General features: G+C 60.5%; 11 protein-coding genes. 2 read left to right on the top strand and 9 right to left on the bottom strand.

The genetic code is table 11. The features are described 5' to 3' along the window. Nucleotides 1-109: 109 nt before the first annotated feature. Nucleotides 110-1,603, top strand: coding sequence for a SulP family inorganic anion transporter (locus G3O01_RS17235; protein WP_205806339.1), 1,494 nt, complete (start codon nt 110-112; stop codon nt 1,601-1,603). A gap of 85 nt (nt 1,604-1,688) precedes the next feature. Further along, nucleotides 1,689-3,137: an MFS transporter gene (locus tag G3O01_RS17230; RefSeq protein ID WP_241024024.1), complete on the top strand. Its 1,449-nt coding sequence runs from the start codon at nt 1,689-1,691 to the stop codon at nt 3,135-3,137. Between the two features lie 76 nt (nt 3,138-3,213). On the opposite strand, the gene G3O01_RS17225 is transcribed toward G3O01_RS17230, so the two are convergent. The 9 genes from G3O01_RS17225 to G3O01_RS17185 all read right to left on the bottom strand — a co-directional run bounded on the left by G3O01_RS17225 (nt 3,214) and on the right by G3O01_RS17185 (nt 15,298). Beyond that, nucleotides 3,214-4,224, bottom strand: a complete 1,011-nt coding sequence (locus G3O01_RS17225; RefSeq protein ID WP_205806338.1) for a DUF2891 domain-containing protein — start codon at nt 4,222-4,224, stop codon at nt 3,214-3,216. Between the two features lie 133 nt (nt 4,225-4,357). Further along, the gene (locus G3O01_RS17220) at nt 4,358-5,662 is read right to left on the bottom strand and encodes an FAD-binding oxidoreductase (RefSeq protein WP_205806428.1); all 1,305 of its coding nucleotides are present in this window, start codon (nt 5,660-5,662) and stop codon (nt 4,358-4,360) included. Further along, entirely contained in the window at nt 5,659-6,954 is a 1,296-nt protein-coding gene (locus tag G3O01_RS17215) for an FAD-binding oxidoreductase (RefSeq protein ID WP_205806429.1), read from the bottom strand. The genes G3O01_RS17220 and G3O01_RS17215 overlap by 4 nt, the downstream gene beginning before the upstream one ends. 833 nt (nt 6,955-7,787) lie before the next feature. Beyond that, entirely contained in the window at nt 7,788-9,368 is a 1,581-nt protein-coding gene (locus tag G3O01_RS17210; RefSeq protein WP_205806337.1) for a DUF3138 family protein, read from the bottom strand. A 38-nt stretch (nt 9,369-9,406) separates the two neighbouring features. Then, nucleotides 9,407-10,318 (bottom strand): ABC transporter permease subunit, encoded by a 912-nt coding sequence (locus tag G3O01_RS17205; protein ID WP_205806336.1) that lies wholly within the window; start codon nt 10,316-10,318, stop codon nt 9,407-9,409. After that, a complete protein-coding gene (locus G3O01_RS17200; protein WP_205806335.1) occupies nt 10,315-11,292 on the bottom strand; it encodes an ABC transporter permease subunit in 978 nt (325 codons plus the stop codon). The genes G3O01_RS17205 and G3O01_RS17200 overlap by 4 nt, the downstream gene beginning before the upstream one ends. Continuing rightward, entirely contained in the window at nt 11,289-12,434 is a 1,146-nt protein-coding gene (gene potA / locus G3O01_RS17195) for a polyamine ABC transporter ATP-binding protein (RefSeq protein WP_205806427.1), read from the bottom strand. Before potA ends, G3O01_RS17200 begins: the two co-directional genes overlap by 4 nt. A 222-nt stretch (nt 12,435-12,656) precedes the next feature. After that, on the bottom strand, nt 12,657-13,778 hold the full coding sequence (locus tag G3O01_RS17190; RefSeq protein WP_205806334.1) for a polyamine ABC transporter substrate-binding protein: 1,122 nt from the start codon (nt 13,776-13,778) through the stop codon (nt 12,657-12,659). A gap of 89 nt (nt 13,779-13,867) precedes the next feature. Then, nucleotides 13,868-15,298 carry an aspartate aminotransferase family protein gene (locus tag G3O01_RS17185; RefSeq protein ID WP_205806333.1) on the bottom strand — a complete coding sequence of 477 codons (1,431 nt, stop codon included), beginning with the start codon at nt 15,296-15,298 and terminating at the stop codon, nt 13,868-13,870. Between the last annotated feature and the right edge of the window lie 21 nt (nt 15,299-15,319).

Raw genomic sequence — 15,319 nt, 5'->3', positions numbered from 1 at the left:
GTACATCGTGCCGTCATGCCCAATCCGGGTGCATCGCACGCTACGCGTTCATTTGCGCGTGCGTATGCGTGCCGCCCGGCTTTGCGTCCATCGCGTTCAAACAACAAACATGCAAGACCGTCGCTCCAACCTTTCCCGCTTTGCTTCGCTGCGTGGCGATGTACTCGCCGGCCTCACGTCGTCGTTTGCACTCGTACCCGAATGCATCGCGTTCGCGCTCGTCGCGCACCTCAATCCGCTGATGGGCCTGTACGGCGCCTTTTTCATCTGCACGATCACGGCGCTGTTCGGCGGCCGTCCCGGCATGATTTCCGGGGCGGCAGGGTCGATGGCCGTGGTGATCGTCGCGCTCGTCGTGCAGCACGGTCCGCAGTATCTGTTCGCGACCGTCGTGCTGGGCGGTCTGCTGATGATGCTGTTCGGCGCGCTGCGTCTCGGCAAGCTGATCCGGATGGTCCCGCATCCCGTGATGCTCGGCTTCGTCAACGGGCTTGCCATCATCATCGCGATGGCGCAGTTCGAACACTTCAAAGAGGCGTCGCCGCAAGGCAGTGTCTGGCTGCACGGTCCCTCGCTGTGGTTGATGTGCGGGCTCGTCGCGCTGACGATGGCAATCGTGTACGGCTTGCCGCGCATCACGAAAGCCGTGCCGCCCGCGCTCGCGGCGATTCTCGGCGTCGGCGTGCTGAGCCAGTTGCTGCATCTGCCGACGCGTACGCTCGGCGACATGGCGCACATTGCGGGCGGCCTGCCCGCGTTCAGCATTCCGGACGTGCCGTTCGATCTCGAGACTTTGCGCATCGTGTTTCCGTATGCCGCGCTGATGTCGATGGTCGGTCTGCTCGAAACGCTGCTCACGCTCAATCTCACCGACGAACTCACGTCGTCGCGCGGACAGCCGGATCGCGAGTGCGTTGCGCTCGGCGCCGCGAATATCGTGTCGGGCCTGTTCGGCGCGATGGGCGGCTGCGCGATGATCGGCCAGACGGTGATCAACCTGGGCTCGGGCGGACGCTCGCGTGTGTCGGGCGTGACGAGCGGCGTGATGATCCTGCTCTTCATCCTGTTCCTGTCGCCGCTGATCGAGCGCATTCCACTCGCGGCGCTGGTCGGCGTGATGTTCGTCGTCGCGCAACAGACGTTTTCCTGGGGCTCGCTGCGCGCGTTGAAAAAGGTGCCGCGCAGCGACGCACTAGTGATCGTCGCCGTCACCGTGATTACCGTATTCACCGATCTCGCGACGGCCGTGCTGTGCGGCATCGTCATTTCGGCGCTGAGTTTCGCGTGGCAGCACGCGGGCGAAATTCGCAGCGAAACGATCGAAGACGGATCGGGCGAAACCACGCATGCGCCGCGCGGCACGCTGTTTTTTGCATCGACCGCGCATTTTCAGGCGCTGTTCGAGCCGCACAACGACCCGGCGCACGTGGCGATCGATTGCCGCGATCTGCATTTCGCGGATCATTCCGCGATCGCGGCACTGGAAGCATTGCACGCACGCTACGCGAAGCTTGGCAAGCGTCTGCGGCTCATCAATCTCTCGGCACGCAACCGTCGCCTGTTGCAACGCGCCGACGCCAGCGTCGTGCTGCAGGACCATTGACGCCCGCAAGCCGAGGCACGGCTACAATGCGTGCCTTGGCTTGCATTCGAAGTCGCGGCAAGCCTTCGACACAGGAGACAGAACAATGACACCGCAAGACCAGGCGGGCATCCCGCGGCCTGGGACCACGCAGCACAGCACATCGGCAGCCTCGCCGTCCGCCATCGACGCCGGCGCGATCAGCGCGCGTCTCGACCGTTTGCCCGCGACGCGCTCCGTCTGGAAGCTCGTCGTGATGCTGAGCCTCGGCTTTTTCTTCGAGCTTTACGATCTGCTGTACACGGGCTACATCGCCCCCGGCATCGTGAAGAGCGGCATCCTGACGTCGACCACGCATGGCCTGTTCGGCACGACAGGGATCGCGAGCTTCATCGCGACGCTGTTTCTCGGCCTGTTCATCGGTACGATTGCGTGCGGCTTTCTCGCGGACCGTTTCGGACGTCGCGCGATTTTCACGTACTCGCTGCTGTGGTACACGGTCGCGAACGTCATCATGGCCTTCCAGGAGACGGCGACGGGCCTGAACTTCTGGCGCTTCATGGCGGGGCTCGGTATCGGCGTCGAACTGGTGACGATCGGCACATACATTTCCGAACTGGTCCCGAAGCACATTCGCGGCCGCGCCTTCGCATGCGAGCAGGCGGTGGGCTTCACGGCGGTGCCCGTCGTCGCGTTTCTGGCGTGGCTGCTGGTGCCGCGCGCACCGCTAGGGCTCGACGGCTGGCGCTGGGTCGTGCTGATCGGCGCGCATGGCGCGCTGTTCGTCTGGTGGATCCGGCGCAATCTGCCCGAAAGCCCGCGCTGGCTCGCACAACAGGGACGCGTCGATGAAGCGGACCGCGTGATGCGCGCGCTCGAAGCGAAGGTCGAAGCCGAGTATGGCAAGCCGCTGCCTTCGCCTGCGCCGTCTGTGCCCGTGCCGCCAAGCGGACGTTTCAGCGATATGTGGGTGCCGCCGTATCGCAGCCGCACCTTGATGCTGACCATCTTCAACATCTTCCAGACGGTGGGCTTTTACGGCTTTGCAAACTGGGTGCCGACGCTGCTGATCAAACAGGGCATTACCGTGACGACGAGCCTTGCCTATTCGAGCATCATCGCGCTTGCCGCACCCGTTGGTCCCATCATTGGGCTCTTTATCGCGGACAAGTACGAACGCAAGAGCGTGATCGTTGCGATGGCGGCGCTGATCATCGTATGCGGGCTGTGGTTCAGCCAGACGACGGCGGCCGTGCTGCTCATCTGTCTCGGCGTGGGCCTGACGTTGGGCAGCAACATCATGTCGTACAGTTTTCACGCCTATCAGGCAGAATTGTTCCCGACCAGCATCCGGGCGCGTGCGGTGGGTTTCGTCTATTCATGGAGCCGTTTCTCCGCAATCTTCACGGCGTTCTTTATTGCATCCGTGTTGAAGTACTTCGGATCGACGGGCGTGTTCGTGTTTATCGCGGGCGCGATGGCAATCGTGATGCTGGTAATCGGCGGCATGGGGCCACGCACGCGAGGCGTTGCGCTCGAAGAAATCTCGCGCTAACGGACTCGATAAAAAAATGGCCAGTGTCTTTGCGGACACTGGCCATTTGCATTACGCCGGACGTTTCTCGCGGTCTTTACGCTTCGAGTGCGAGCGTCGCGAAGGTGGCGAGCCAATGCTCGCCCATGTAGTCGCCTGCGACGTGCTGCAGCGCGCTTTCCAGATGAACGTCCGCTGCTTCGAAGAGTCTGGAGCGGCGCGGATCGTCACTGGAGAGCGCACGCGCCAGCGAGCGCTGACACCATGCGCGGCTCAGGTTCAGCCCGTCGAGATGGGCGATCTTGCCGTCGCTGCGGTCCGTGACCGTCGCGGGGACGAACAGCGTTGCGGGTTGACGTTGCGCGAGATCGGGCAGGAAGCGCGTGAACCATCCGTCGAATTCCGAAGGCGGCAGCACGCGGCGCATCAATTCCGCTTCCATCAGCGCAGGCGACAGAAACTCGTCGCCCGACGGTTCCCACGCCTGACATCCTGCGTCGTTCAGATACCAGCGCTTCGACGTATCGACGATCAGGCGCGCGAGCGAATCGCGTTGCGTGCGATGCGCAAAGTCGAGCGTGAGCGCCAGCGCGAATGCCGTGTTGAAATGCGTGCCGACGCGCAGCGGATAGGTCGCTTTCGGCAGAAACTCTTCGAAACGTTCGACGAACGCGTCCGTCAGCGGCGCGATCGTTTTCGTCCAGCGCTCGGCTTGCGGCAGCTTGAGAGACGCGACCTGACCCGACAGCGCCAGCAGCCACGCCCAACCATAAGGACGCTCGAATCCGCGGTTATGCGGCAGATCGAGATACGCGCGTTCGCCCGCTACGTTCTTTTCGGTGAAATGCTCGTCGACAACGGCAACGATTTGCGGTGCTTCCGGCAATTCGGGGAAGCGTTCGATCAGATGCAATAGCAACCAGTAGCCGTGCACGCACGAGTGCCAGTCATAGCTGCCATAGAAGATAGGGTGAAGCTCGCGCGGACCTTGCACGTCCTGCGGCCCGGCGAGCGCATGTGTGAGTTTGTTCGGGTACTCGCGCGTGAGGTGGGCAAGCGCGAGACTCGCGAATTTCGATGCGATTTCAGAAGTGAGTACGGCAGTCATCGACGCCTCGTCGTAACGGGTAGTGGGTTACGGTAAGCCTTCAATGCGTCTGGTGTGGTGCATTGAGGGTGAGGTGCACATTCTGCCTTTAGTGGGCCCGTTCTGTCATGTACGAGCCGTGTTGCAGCGCGGCTCAGAATAGCTCGCGAATGCGGTGATAAAGCATCCCCAGTTCGAGCGCTGGCCCGCGCAGCGCCGGGCCGCCGGGAAAGCGTGCGTGTTTGATACGCGCAAACAGATCCAGCGTGGCCGTATCGCCTGCAATGGCCTTCGCAATGACGCGCCCCGCAATGCCCGTCAACGCGACGCCGTGACCCGAGAAGCCTTGCACATAGAAATAGTTCGGATCGATTGCGCCGAAATCGGGCGCGCGATTGCGCGTGATATCGACGAAACCGCCCCATGCGTACTCGATCTTCGTATCCGCCAGTTGCGGGAAAACAGTGAGCATCCGTTGGCGAATCGCGTCGGTGAGTTGCGTTGGCGACGCGCCCGTCGAACTCGCACGGCCGCCGAACAGCACGCGGTGATCGGCCGACACGCGGAAGTAATCGAGGAAAAAATTGTTGTCGCAGATAGCGGGACGCTCTTTGATCAACGCGTCGGCGCGTGCCTTGCCGAGCGATTCCGTTGCGACGATATACGACGCAATGGGCGCGATGCGCGCTGCTATCGCAGCGGGCAGCACATTCCCGAGTGTCGCGTTGCCGCACGCGGCGACGAAGCGGCAGCGCACTTCACCCGTTGCGGTGCGCACAACAGGGCGTGCGCCACGCACGACTTCGAGCACGGGCGAATGCGCAAAGAGTTGCGCGCCTTCGCGGCGTGCCGCTTCGGCGAGACCGAGACAGTACTTGAGTGGATGCAGATGCCCGGACAGTGCATCGTAGACGCCGGCCAGATAACGCTCCGACGCAATACGTTCACGTATTTCCGCCGTGTCGACCCACGACAGATGCGGATAACCCCAGCGATTCGTTGCCGCTTCCATCCACGCGCGCAGATCGGGGACACGCTTTGCTTTGGTCGCAACCGTCATGAAGCCCGGCGTGAAATCGCAATCGATTCCGTAGCGCTGAATCCGCTCGCGCACCAGCTTCACTGCATCGACGGAGAGCGCCCACGCTGCGCGCGCACCTTCGAGCCCGAGTTGTTTCTCGATGATTTCGTCTTTCGCAAAACCGGCGAGCATCTGTCCGCCATTGCGGCCCGATGCGCCCCAGCCGGGACGATGCGCGTCGAGCACGACGACGGACAGCCCACGCGCGCGGCATTCGAGCGCGACTGACAAACCGGAGAAGCCCGCGCCGATCACGCAGACGTCGGCATCGATCGAGCCTTCGAGCATCGGGTCATCCGCGAGCGGACGCGAAACGGTGGCTTCGTAGTATGAGTTGCGGATGAGCGCATCCGCGCGGCGGTCGAGTGTTTCCATCAGAGCCAGTCCTTCATTCGATACCAGGCCATTGCAAGCACGAGTGCGGGCGTGCGCATCATGGCGCCGCCGGGAAAGTCGCGATGGCGGATTTTACCGAACAGATCGAAGCGCGACGCCTGACCGTCGATGGCCTCGGCGATCAGTTTGCCCGCGAGTCCCGTCGTGTTGACGCCATGCCCCGAGAAGCCTTGCGCGAAATAGATGGTTGGCGCAATGCGGCCGAAATGCGGAGCACGGTTCATGGTGATATCGACGAAGCCGCCCCATGCGTAGTCGACTTTGACATCGGCGAGTTGCGGGAAGGTCTTCAGCATATCGCGGCGCATGGCTTCGCCGAGATTGTGTGGCGTGAAGGTCGAGTAACTGACCTTGCCGCCCCATAGCAGACGGTTATCGGGCGCAGGGCGGAAGTAGTCGAGCACGAAGCGGCTATCGCACACGGCGGCGCGCGCGGGCATCAGCGCGGCGGCGCGGGCGGGGGAGAGCGGCTCGGTGGCGATCACGTAGGTGCCGACGGGCATGATCTTGCGGGCCACTTGCGGCGCGAGGCCGCCGAGCCATGTATTGCACGCGAGCACCACGAATTTTGCGCGCACGGTTCCTCGCGCTGTTTCGACGATATGGGTGCCGTTTTCGGTGCGCAGTGCGGTGACGCAGCTGTCTTCGTAGATCCGCGCGCCATTCTGTACTGCTGCGCGTGCGAGGCCCAATGTGTAGTTCAGCGGGTGCAGGTGTCCGCTATCGGGGTCGAACAGTCCGCCGAGATAGCGCGACGATTGCACGTACTGGTCCATGTGTGCACGTTCGACGTAGCGGAAACGGTCGTAGTTGAAGCGTTTTTTTGCGTCGTCGCGCCAGGTGCGCAGGGCGTCTGCGTGCCCCGGCTTGTTGGCGGCTGTCAGATAGCCTAGCGTGAGATCGCAGTCGATTTGGTGTTTCGCGACGCGGTCTTTTACGATGTCGAGCGTTTCGAGGCCCATTTGCCAGATGCGCTGGACATCGGGTTCGGGCATGTACTTCGCAAATGTGTCTATGTCGCAGGCGAAGCCGCCTATCAACTGGCCGCCATTTCGGCCGCTTGCTGCCCAGCCGGTTTTTGATGCTTCCAGTACGGCTACGTTGTGGCCGCGTTCGGCCAGGTTCAGGGCGGTTGAGATGCCCGTCAGGCCGGCGCCTATCACGCAGACATCTACCGTTGTGTTTTCATCCAGGGGTGGATGGGTGGTTTGGTCGTTGGCTGTTGCTGCGTACCAGGAGTTGATGTGTGGTTGGTTTGAGAGTTTTTCTGGCATAGGAAAAAGGTTTGGTTTTGCTTTGGTTTTGGTTTGCTTTTGGCTTTCGCTGGCATCCGCGATTTGTCTTGCCCGCTTCAAGCGTCGCCCCTGTGCGGGGCGGCACCTACTTTTCTTTGCCGCGGCAAAGAAAAGTAGGCAAAAGAAAGCCGCTGAACACCGCCCGTTCTTGTTCCCGCCTGAGGGCCCCCAACAGTTCCTCCGCTTCAAACGGCAACCTGCTTTTCATTACCCGTTACCAACTCTCTTATTGAGCGCATCACCCGCTTCACGCTCTCACGTCGCCCCATGCGCGATCGCATTGCCCGCGTTCTATAGCGGCAAACTGTGTGTAGGCTGTCGCGGCGTACACACTTCACTCCGGACTGAAAAGCATGATCGGTGTCGTAAGAGCGCCGACGCGCGAGGCACTACGACCTACACACAGTTTGCCACCTGGGCGGCCGTAACCATTTGCTGCCGTTTGCTACGTTACGGGTACTTGAAGCGGGTGAGGCACGCGTTTGGAGCGCTGGCAACGGACGGCGACTGAGAAGTTGCCGTTTGAAGCGGAAGACCCGTTGGGGGCCCTAATGCGGTGGTCAAGAGCGGGCGGTGTTAGCCCGCTTTCTTTGCTTACTTTCTTTGCGGCGGCAAAGAAAGTAAGTGCCGCCCCGCACAGGGGCAACGCGTGAACCAGGCAAAACACCACGCGGATGCCAGCAAAACCCCCAAGCAAACCAAACCTGCAACGCACGAAGCACCAGTAACAAAACGAGAATACGAGCGACGCCCCGAACAACCAGAGCGTCGCAGACAACCAAAAAACCAAAAAACCAAAAAAACCAAAAACCTCAGAATGAGTAAATAAACTGCGTTGCCAGCAAATCATTCGACTTGCTATACGACCCATCATTCCTCAGGAACACATTCTGATTCGCCCAGTCATGGCGATATTCCACCTTGACAGTAATCTGCTGGGTCGGGAAGAACAACAGATCAAGCGCAACATCCTGCCGATTCGCGCCCTTGCACTCAAACCCAAGGCCACCATTGGCCAACGAGTTAGCACGGCAATCAGCGCCAATGCCAAAGCCGTTATTCACGTCCATACCATTGGAATTGAGCGCAATCCCACCGCCGCCGCCGCCATTCTTGCTATTGACGAGCAGGTCATACCGAACAGTCGCACCCATGCGCCCCACAACAGGCATGTTGAACTTGCGGTGCGCCAGCAGCGACAGGCCATACCATTGCGCCTGGCCGCCGTTATACGCGGCGTTCTGCTGCTGGCCGTAGTCGAACTCGGCGTTGTACTGGATGTCCGCAAGCGTGTAAGTCGCGTCGACTTCGCCGAAGAAGAACGTGCCACCTGAACTCGGCGACTGACCGCCGATGCCATAGGTGACATTACCCGTCGCAGGATCGACCGCGCTCGGCAGCGTCTGGCGGCCAATATTGAACGAGCCGCCAATATCGAGTGCGCTAGACCAGGTGTAGTCGGCACGTGCCGTGAACGTCGGAATCTTGTTGCTCGTCGTGATCGGATCGCCCAATGCATTCGTGCCCGTCTGCGTGACGGCGCCATACGTGCGGTACTGTTCGTTGCCGAGGAAGAACTTCCACGCCCAGTTGCCCGCCGTATAGTTCGCGCCGACACCGACATAGCTGCCCGGATCGGAGAAGTCATACAGCAGGTTGTGCGTAAGCGTCAGCATCTGGTTCGACTGCTGCACTTCATAGCCGCCGAAGCTCGGAATCAAACCGGCAACGAACGTCGTCGATCCCGTCAACGGCACATTGATCACCGCCGTGTTCAGAATGTTGTTGCCGATATCGCCGTGCGAGTTCTGCAGCAGCGTAATGCCGTTGCCGCGGTTCGGCATCAAGGTGATTTCCGCCGACGGCGCCATCGGGCCGACACCGAACGTCTTCTTGATGTCGAGGTAGAGATCGCCAAATGTGCTGTTGTAGTAGTTGTACGCGCTCTCGTGGTTCGCGAACAGGAACGACGACGAGCTCTGCGCACGGTTATAGATGTAGGTCGGGTCGATATAACCCGTCACCGAAAGACCCGCGATCGGACCTGTCTGCGCCGCATCCTCGAGCGAATCCACCTTCAACTGCTGGTTCGCGATCTGTTGCTTGATCGTGGTCAGGTCGTCGTTGGAAATACTCGCGGGTGCCTTGCCGTAATCGGGCGAAGTGATATCGACAGGCGCGGCGGCCAGTGCAGGCGCAGCCGCTGTGCCCGCAACAGCCGTACCCGATTTTGCCGTCGGCGCGGAAGCCACCTGCGCGCGCAGTTCCTTCACTTCCTTTTGCAGCGCATTGAGTTGTTGTTGAAGCGCCTTGATCTGTGCGCTGGTCGAGTCCGCAAACGCGGCACCCGGCAGAGCCCCCGCTACCAGCAGACAGATGAGTTTCTTTCTCATGCAATTTTCTCCTTGTTTGTCGTATTGCGAAGAACTTCTTATGCGTTGGCCGTATCGAGTGTGTTTGTCGCCACGGCAGGGCGTGTGGTTTTAGAGGCGGATTCGGCTGCATCGGCGATTGCCAGTGCCATCTGCATGTCACGCGTGCGCTTGCGGTCACGCATCAACATCCATTGATTGACGACGATCACACCGATCGTCACTGCCGTGATGAAAAGCGTCGCGAGCGCATTCATTTCCGGGTTCAGGCCGAGGCGAACGCGCGAGAACACGACGAGCGGCAGCGTCGTCGAGCCGGGACCGGACAGGAACGCGGAGAGCACGAGATCGTCGATCGACAGCGTGAACGACAGCAGCCAGCCGGACAGCAGGGCCTGCGAGATCAGCGGCAGCGTGATGACGAAGAACACCTTGAACGGCGTTGCACCGAGGTCGAGTGCCGCTTCTTCGAGAGACTTGTTCAGTTCCTTCACGCGCGATTGCACGATGATCGCGACATACGACACGCACAGCATCACGTGGCCGATCCACATCGTCAGCACACCGCGCCCTTTGGGCCAGCCGATCATCTGCTCCAGTGCGACGAAGAGCAGCAGCAGTGAAATGCCCTGGATCACTTCGGGAATCACGAGCGGCGCGTTGATCATGCCCGCGAAGAACGTGAAGCCGCGAAAGCGTCCGAAGCGCGCGAGCACGAAGCCCGCCCACGTGCCGATCACGACAGAGGCACACGCCGTCATCAGACCGATCTTCAGCGACAGCCATGCGGCCGTGAGCAGTTCGTCGTCGTGCAACAGTGCGCCATACCATTTCAGCGAGAAGCCCGACCAGACAGTCACGAGCTTCGACTCGTTGAACGAGAACACAATGAGGCTGATGATGGGGATGTACAGAAAGAGAAAACCGAGCGTCAGTACCGACGCCGATATAGGCTTGTTCGGCTTGATCATTTCGCGCCCTCCAGTTCCTTGACCTGGTAGTATTGGAATACGGCCATTGGTACGAGCAACAGCAGCACCATGGCCACCGTCACCGCGGATGCCATCGGCCAGTCCATATCGTTGAAGAACTCATCCCACATCACGCGGCCGATCATCAGCGTGTCTGCGCCGCCAAGCAGTTCGGGAATCACGTACTCGCCGACAGCCGGAATGAACACCAGCAGAGAACCCGCAATGATTCCGTTCTTCGACAGCGGCAACGTGATGCGCGTGAAGGCCGTCCAAGGTTTCGCGCCGAGATCGTATGCGGCTTCGAGCAGCGTCAGATCCATCTTCACGAGATGCGCGTATAGCGGCATCACCATGAACGGCAGATACGAGTAGACCATGCCGATATAAACGCCAATATCCGTGTGATAGAGACGGAAAGGCGAATGGATCACACCGAGTGCAATCAGCGTGTGATTGAGCAGGCCGTCGTCCTTCAGAATTCCGATCCACGCGTACACGCGGATCAGGAACGACGTCCAGAACGGCAGCATCACGCCCATCATCAGCAGGTTGCGCGTGGCGGGCGCCGAACGTGCGATGTAATACGCAATCGGATAGCCGATCAACAGGCAGCAGATGGTCGAGATCGCCGCCATCTTCAGCGAGCTGAGATACGTCGCCACGTACAGGCTGTCCTGCAGCAGGAAAGCGTAGTGGCTAAGTTGCAGCGCGAAATGTACGACGCCGTCCTTGATGCTGACGAGTTCCGTATAAGGCGGAATGCCAAGCCGCAGATCGGCGAAACTGATCTTCAGCACCAGTACGAATGGCAGCGCGAAGAACACCGTGAGCCAGATGAATGGAATGCCGATCACGGTGCTGCGGCCCGAAGGCAGCAGCTTCGCGAGGCTCTGTTTGATCGACGCGAGAGCAGGGCTCGCATTCGACGCGGCGCCGATCTGCGCCGCGGAGGGTTGGGCGGGATTTCTCATTGCGTCAGCACCACGCCGCTCGAGGGCGACCAGGAGACGAACACGTCGTCGTTATAGACGGGCGCACCTTCGCTCATCAGGTGCGAGCTGGAGAGATTCGATACGACGGTTTTGCCGCTCGGCAGGCGCACGTGGTACAGCGAATAGCTGCCCATGTACGCGACATCCGTGACGACGCCGCGCGCCCAGTTGTTCGATGCGCCCGGTTTCTCGCGCGACACGCGCACGCGTTCGGGCCGCACCGAAATGCCCACAGGCATGCCGAGCGGTCCTGTCACGCCGTGGCTCACGTACATCCGCGCTTCGAGGTCTTCGCTCTCGACGAAGATATGATCCGGCTCGTCTTCGACGACGACGCCTTCGAACAGATTGGTCGAGCCGATGAATTCAGCGGAGAAGCGGCTATTCGGGAACTCGTACACCTGCGAGGGCGAGCCGATCTGCACGATGCGGCCTTCGCTCATGACAGCGAGTCGGCTCGCCATCGTCATCGCTTCTTCCTGATCGTGCGTGACCATCACACAGGTGACATCGACTTTCTCGATAATGTTCACGAGTTCGAGTTGTGTCTTCTGGCGGATCTTCTTGTCGAGGGCGGACATCGGCTCATCGAGCAGCAAGAGTTTCGGGCGTTTGACGAGCGAGCGTGCAAGCGCGACGCGCTGCTGCTGGCCACCCGAAAGCTGGTGCGGCTTGCGCTTTGCGTACTTGCTCATCTGCACGAGGTTCAACGCATCGGCGACACGCTCCCTGATCTCGTTCTTCGGCGTGCCTTCCTGCTTGAGACCGAACGCGACATTCGATTCGACCGACATATGCGGAAAGAGCGCATACGACTGGAACATCATGTTCACGGGGCGTTTGTACGGCGGCATCTGCGCGAGGTCTTCGCCGTCGACATAGATCTTGCCGGACGTGGCCGTCTCCAGGCCCGCCAGCATGCGCAACAGCGTGGACTTGCCGCATCCCGAGCTGCCGAGCAGCGCGAACAGCTCGTTCTTCGCGATGCTCAGGTTGACGTTGTCGACAGCTGTGCTGTCGCCGAACTTCTTCACGACGTTTTCGATGCGAACGAACTCGTCCGTTTTCGCTTTCGTCGTCGAGGGCTGCGTAGCCGCTTTCGCTGTTTGCGTGGTGTGCATCGTATTCATGTGTGACCGTTCTTTGCGGATCGCAGGCACGAACGGGCCCTGGCGAGGCGCGCGAAGCGCTCGCAGGCGTCATGCTGCAATCGGGGAAACATGGGGCTGCGCGCAAGGCGCAGGCTGACTGCGCTACTGCTCCACGGCGAGGGATCGAGCGATCCCTCTGCCGTCTCGTTCAGTTCCCTTTATGTCCCTGAAAACCGGCGTTACATCACAGTGTCAATGACCGGTTTTCAGTTGAGCCCACAGGCGGTTTTCGAGCCGCAGAATATCCGTCGGCATCGGTTTCATCAGCGTCATCTTCGAGAGTACGTCGTCGGCCGGGTAGACCGTCGTATCCTGCGCGACAGCCGGGGTGACGAACTGGCGCGCGGCGCGGTTGGCGGTGGGATAGAAAACTTCGTTGGTAATTTCAGCGTTGTTCTTCGCATCCGAAATGAAGTTGATCCACTTCATGGCAGCTTCGGGATGTGGCGCGTCCTTCGGCACGACCATCACGTCGAACCACAACAGGCCGCCTTCCTTCACGTTCGAGAACTTGACTTCGTATGAACGCTTCGCTTCCTGCGTGCGGCGGCGTGCAATACCGACGTCGCCCGACCAGCCGACCACCACGCAGACGTCATTGTTCGCGAGATCGTTGATGTACCCCGACGAGTTGAACTGCGTGATGTACGGGCGCACCTTCTTCAACACTTCGAAGGCGGCCTGATAATCAGCGGGGTTCGTGCTGTTCGGGTCCTTGTGCATGTACTGCAGCGTTGCCGCAAAGACATCGACAGCCTGATCGAGGAACGACACGCCGCAGCTCTTCAGCTTCGAAAGATTGGCGGGGTCGAACACGAGCGCCCAGCTATCGACAGGTGCATTCGCGCCGAGCGCTTTCTGCACGGCCTGCACGTTGTAGCCGATACCGTCCGTGCCGTATGCCCAGGGCACGCCGTACTGGTTGCCCGGGTCGGCGTCGGCAATCATCTTCATCAGCGTGGGATCGAGGTTCTTCAGATTTGGCATCTGTGACTTGTCGAGCTTCTGGTAGACGCCGGCCTGAATCTGCTTGGCCATGTAGTTCGACGTCGGCACGACGATGTCGTAGCCCGAGCTGCCGGCGAGCAGCTTGGCCTGCAACGTGTCGTCACTGTCGTAGTTGTCGTACTTGACCTTGATGCCCGTCTGTTTCTCGAAGTTCGGAATAGTGTCCTTCGCGATGTAGTCCGACCAGTTATAGACGTTCAGTTCGGTATCGGCCGCCTGCGCTGCCGTTCCCGACAGTGCGGCAATGCCCGTCACGGCTACCAGTGCGGCCCCCGCGACCGCATGACGAAGATGACAAACGCTCATGTTGATTTCCCTTGAAGGTAAAAGTCCGGCATGAGCGTGTGTCGCGTTGTCGATGCGTCACGGCGCCCGCGCCGGTGGTCTGACTGCCGTTACGAAATGCCGAGTTGTTGTGCGGTTGCGTCGATGGCCTTTTTGGCCTTCGTGACGATCTCGTCGATCTCGCTCTTCGTGACAACGAGAGGCGGCGAGAGCAGCATGCGGTCGCCGGTGGCGCGCATGATCAGGTTGCCGTTGAAACAGAAGTCGCGGCAGATCGTGCCGACATCGCCGCCGTTGGCGAAGCGCTTGCGCGTCTTCGGGTTCTGCGCGAGTTGAATGCCCGCAACCAGACCCGCGCCCGCGATCTCGCCGACGATGGGATGATTCGCGAACGTTTCGCGCAACGACTTCTGGAAATACGGGCCCGTTTCGTTTTTCACGCGCTCGATGATCTTCTCGTCGCGCAACAGCTTCAGGTTTGCGACGGCGACAGCAGCCGCAACCGGATGGCCCGAATACGTGAGGCCGTGATTGAACTCACCGTTCTCGATGATCGCTTTGGCGATGCGGTCATGCAGGCCGACTGCGCCCATCGGGATATAGCCGCTCGTCAGGCCCTTCGCCATCGTGATGAGATCGGGCTCGAAGCCGAAGTGCTGATGCGCGAACCATTCGCCCGTGCGGCCAAATCCGCCGATCACTTCATCCGCAACGAGCAGCACGTCGTACTTTTGGCAGATGCGCTGGATTTCCGGCCAATACGTGGAAGGCGGGAAAATCACGCCGCCCGCTCCCTGGAAAGGCTCACCAATGAACGCAGCAACGTTCTCCGGACCGAGTTCGAGAATTTCCGTTTCGAGCTGGCGTGCACGAGCGAGACCGAATTCTTCCGGCGTCATGTCGCCGCCTTCGCCGAACCAGTACGGCTGATCGATATGCACGATGTGCTCGACCTGTGAAGGCATCTGTTCGTGCATATAACCCATGCCGCCGAGCGTGCCGCCCGCGATCGTCGAACCGTGATAGCCGTTCTTGCGCGAAATGACGAACTTCTTCAGCTTCTTGCCTTGCGTCGCCCAATACTGGTGAACGATACGCAGCACCGTGTCGTTGCCTTCCGAGCCGCTATTGCAATAGAAGAAGTGGTTGAACGGCGCGGGCGTCAGTTCGGCGAGCAGCGCCGACAGTTCGATGACAGGCGGATGCGTCGTCTTGAAGAACGTGTTGTAGAAGGGCAGTTCCTGCAATTGCCTGTACGCGGCGTCCGCGAGTTCTTTGCGTCCGTAGCCAACGTTCACGCACCACAAGCCCGCCATGCCGTCGATGATCTTGTTGCCATCCGAATCCCACAGATAGACACCTTCTGCCTTGACGATCACGCGGCTGCCAGCGCGGTTGAGCGCGGCCGTATCCGAGAACGGATGAATGTGGTGCGCGGCATCGAGCGCGCGGTATTCCGCCGTGCTGCGCTGTTGTTGCGATGCTTTCGCGGCCGGTTGCGCAGGCTGCACGTACGCGATTTCTTCTGCTCTGAAACTCATGTTGCCTCCAATTATTTTGCG

This window comes from Burkholderia sp. Ac-20365 (genome assembly GCF_017104715.1).
Lineage (GTDB): Bacteria > Pseudomonadota > Gammaproteobacteria > Burkholderiales > Burkholderiaceae > Paraburkholderia.
Note: the sequence above shows the minus strand (reverse complement) of the source record. Positions and strands in the feature narration are given on the sequence as shown.

Coding starts and splice junctions, on each gene's coding strand:
- G3O01_RS17210 (WP_205806337.1), bottom strand. CDS start 9,368: ATGAGAAAGAAACTCATCTGTCTGCTGGTAGCGGGGGCTCTGCCGGGT.
- G3O01_RS17190 (WP_205806334.1), bottom strand. CDS start 13,778: ATGAGCGTTTGTCATCTTCGTCATGCGGTCGCGGGGGCCGCACTGGTA.
- G3O01_RS17230 (WP_241024024.1), top strand. CDS start 1,689: ATGACACCGCAAGACCAGGCGGGCATCCCGCGGCCTGGGACCACGCAG.
- G3O01_RS17215 (WP_205806429.1), bottom strand. CDS start 6,954: ATGCCAGAAAAACTCTCAAACCAACCACACATCAACTCCTGGTACGCA.
- G3O01_RS17185 (WP_205806333.1), bottom strand. CDS start 15,298: ATGAGTTTCAGAGCAGAAGAAATCGCGTACGTGCAGCCTGCGCAACCG.
- G3O01_RS17205 (WP_205806336.1), bottom strand. CDS start 10,318: ATGATCAAGCCGAACAAGCCTATATCGGCGTCGGTACTGACGCTCGGT.
- G3O01_RS17225 (WP_205806338.1), bottom strand. CDS start 4,224: ATGACTGCCGTACTCACTTCTGAAATCGCATCGAAATTCGCGAGTCTC.
- G3O01_RS17235 (WP_205806339.1), top strand. CDS start 110: ATGCAAGACCGTCGCTCCAACCTTTCCCGCTTTGCTTCGCTGCGTGGC.
- potA (WP_205806427.1), bottom strand. CDS start 12,434: ATGCACACCACGCAAACAGCGAAAGCGGCTACGCAGCCCTCGACGACG.
- G3O01_RS17200 (WP_205806335.1), bottom strand. CDS start 11,292: ATGAGAAATCCCGCCCAACCCTCCGCGGCGCAGATCGGCGCCGCGTCG.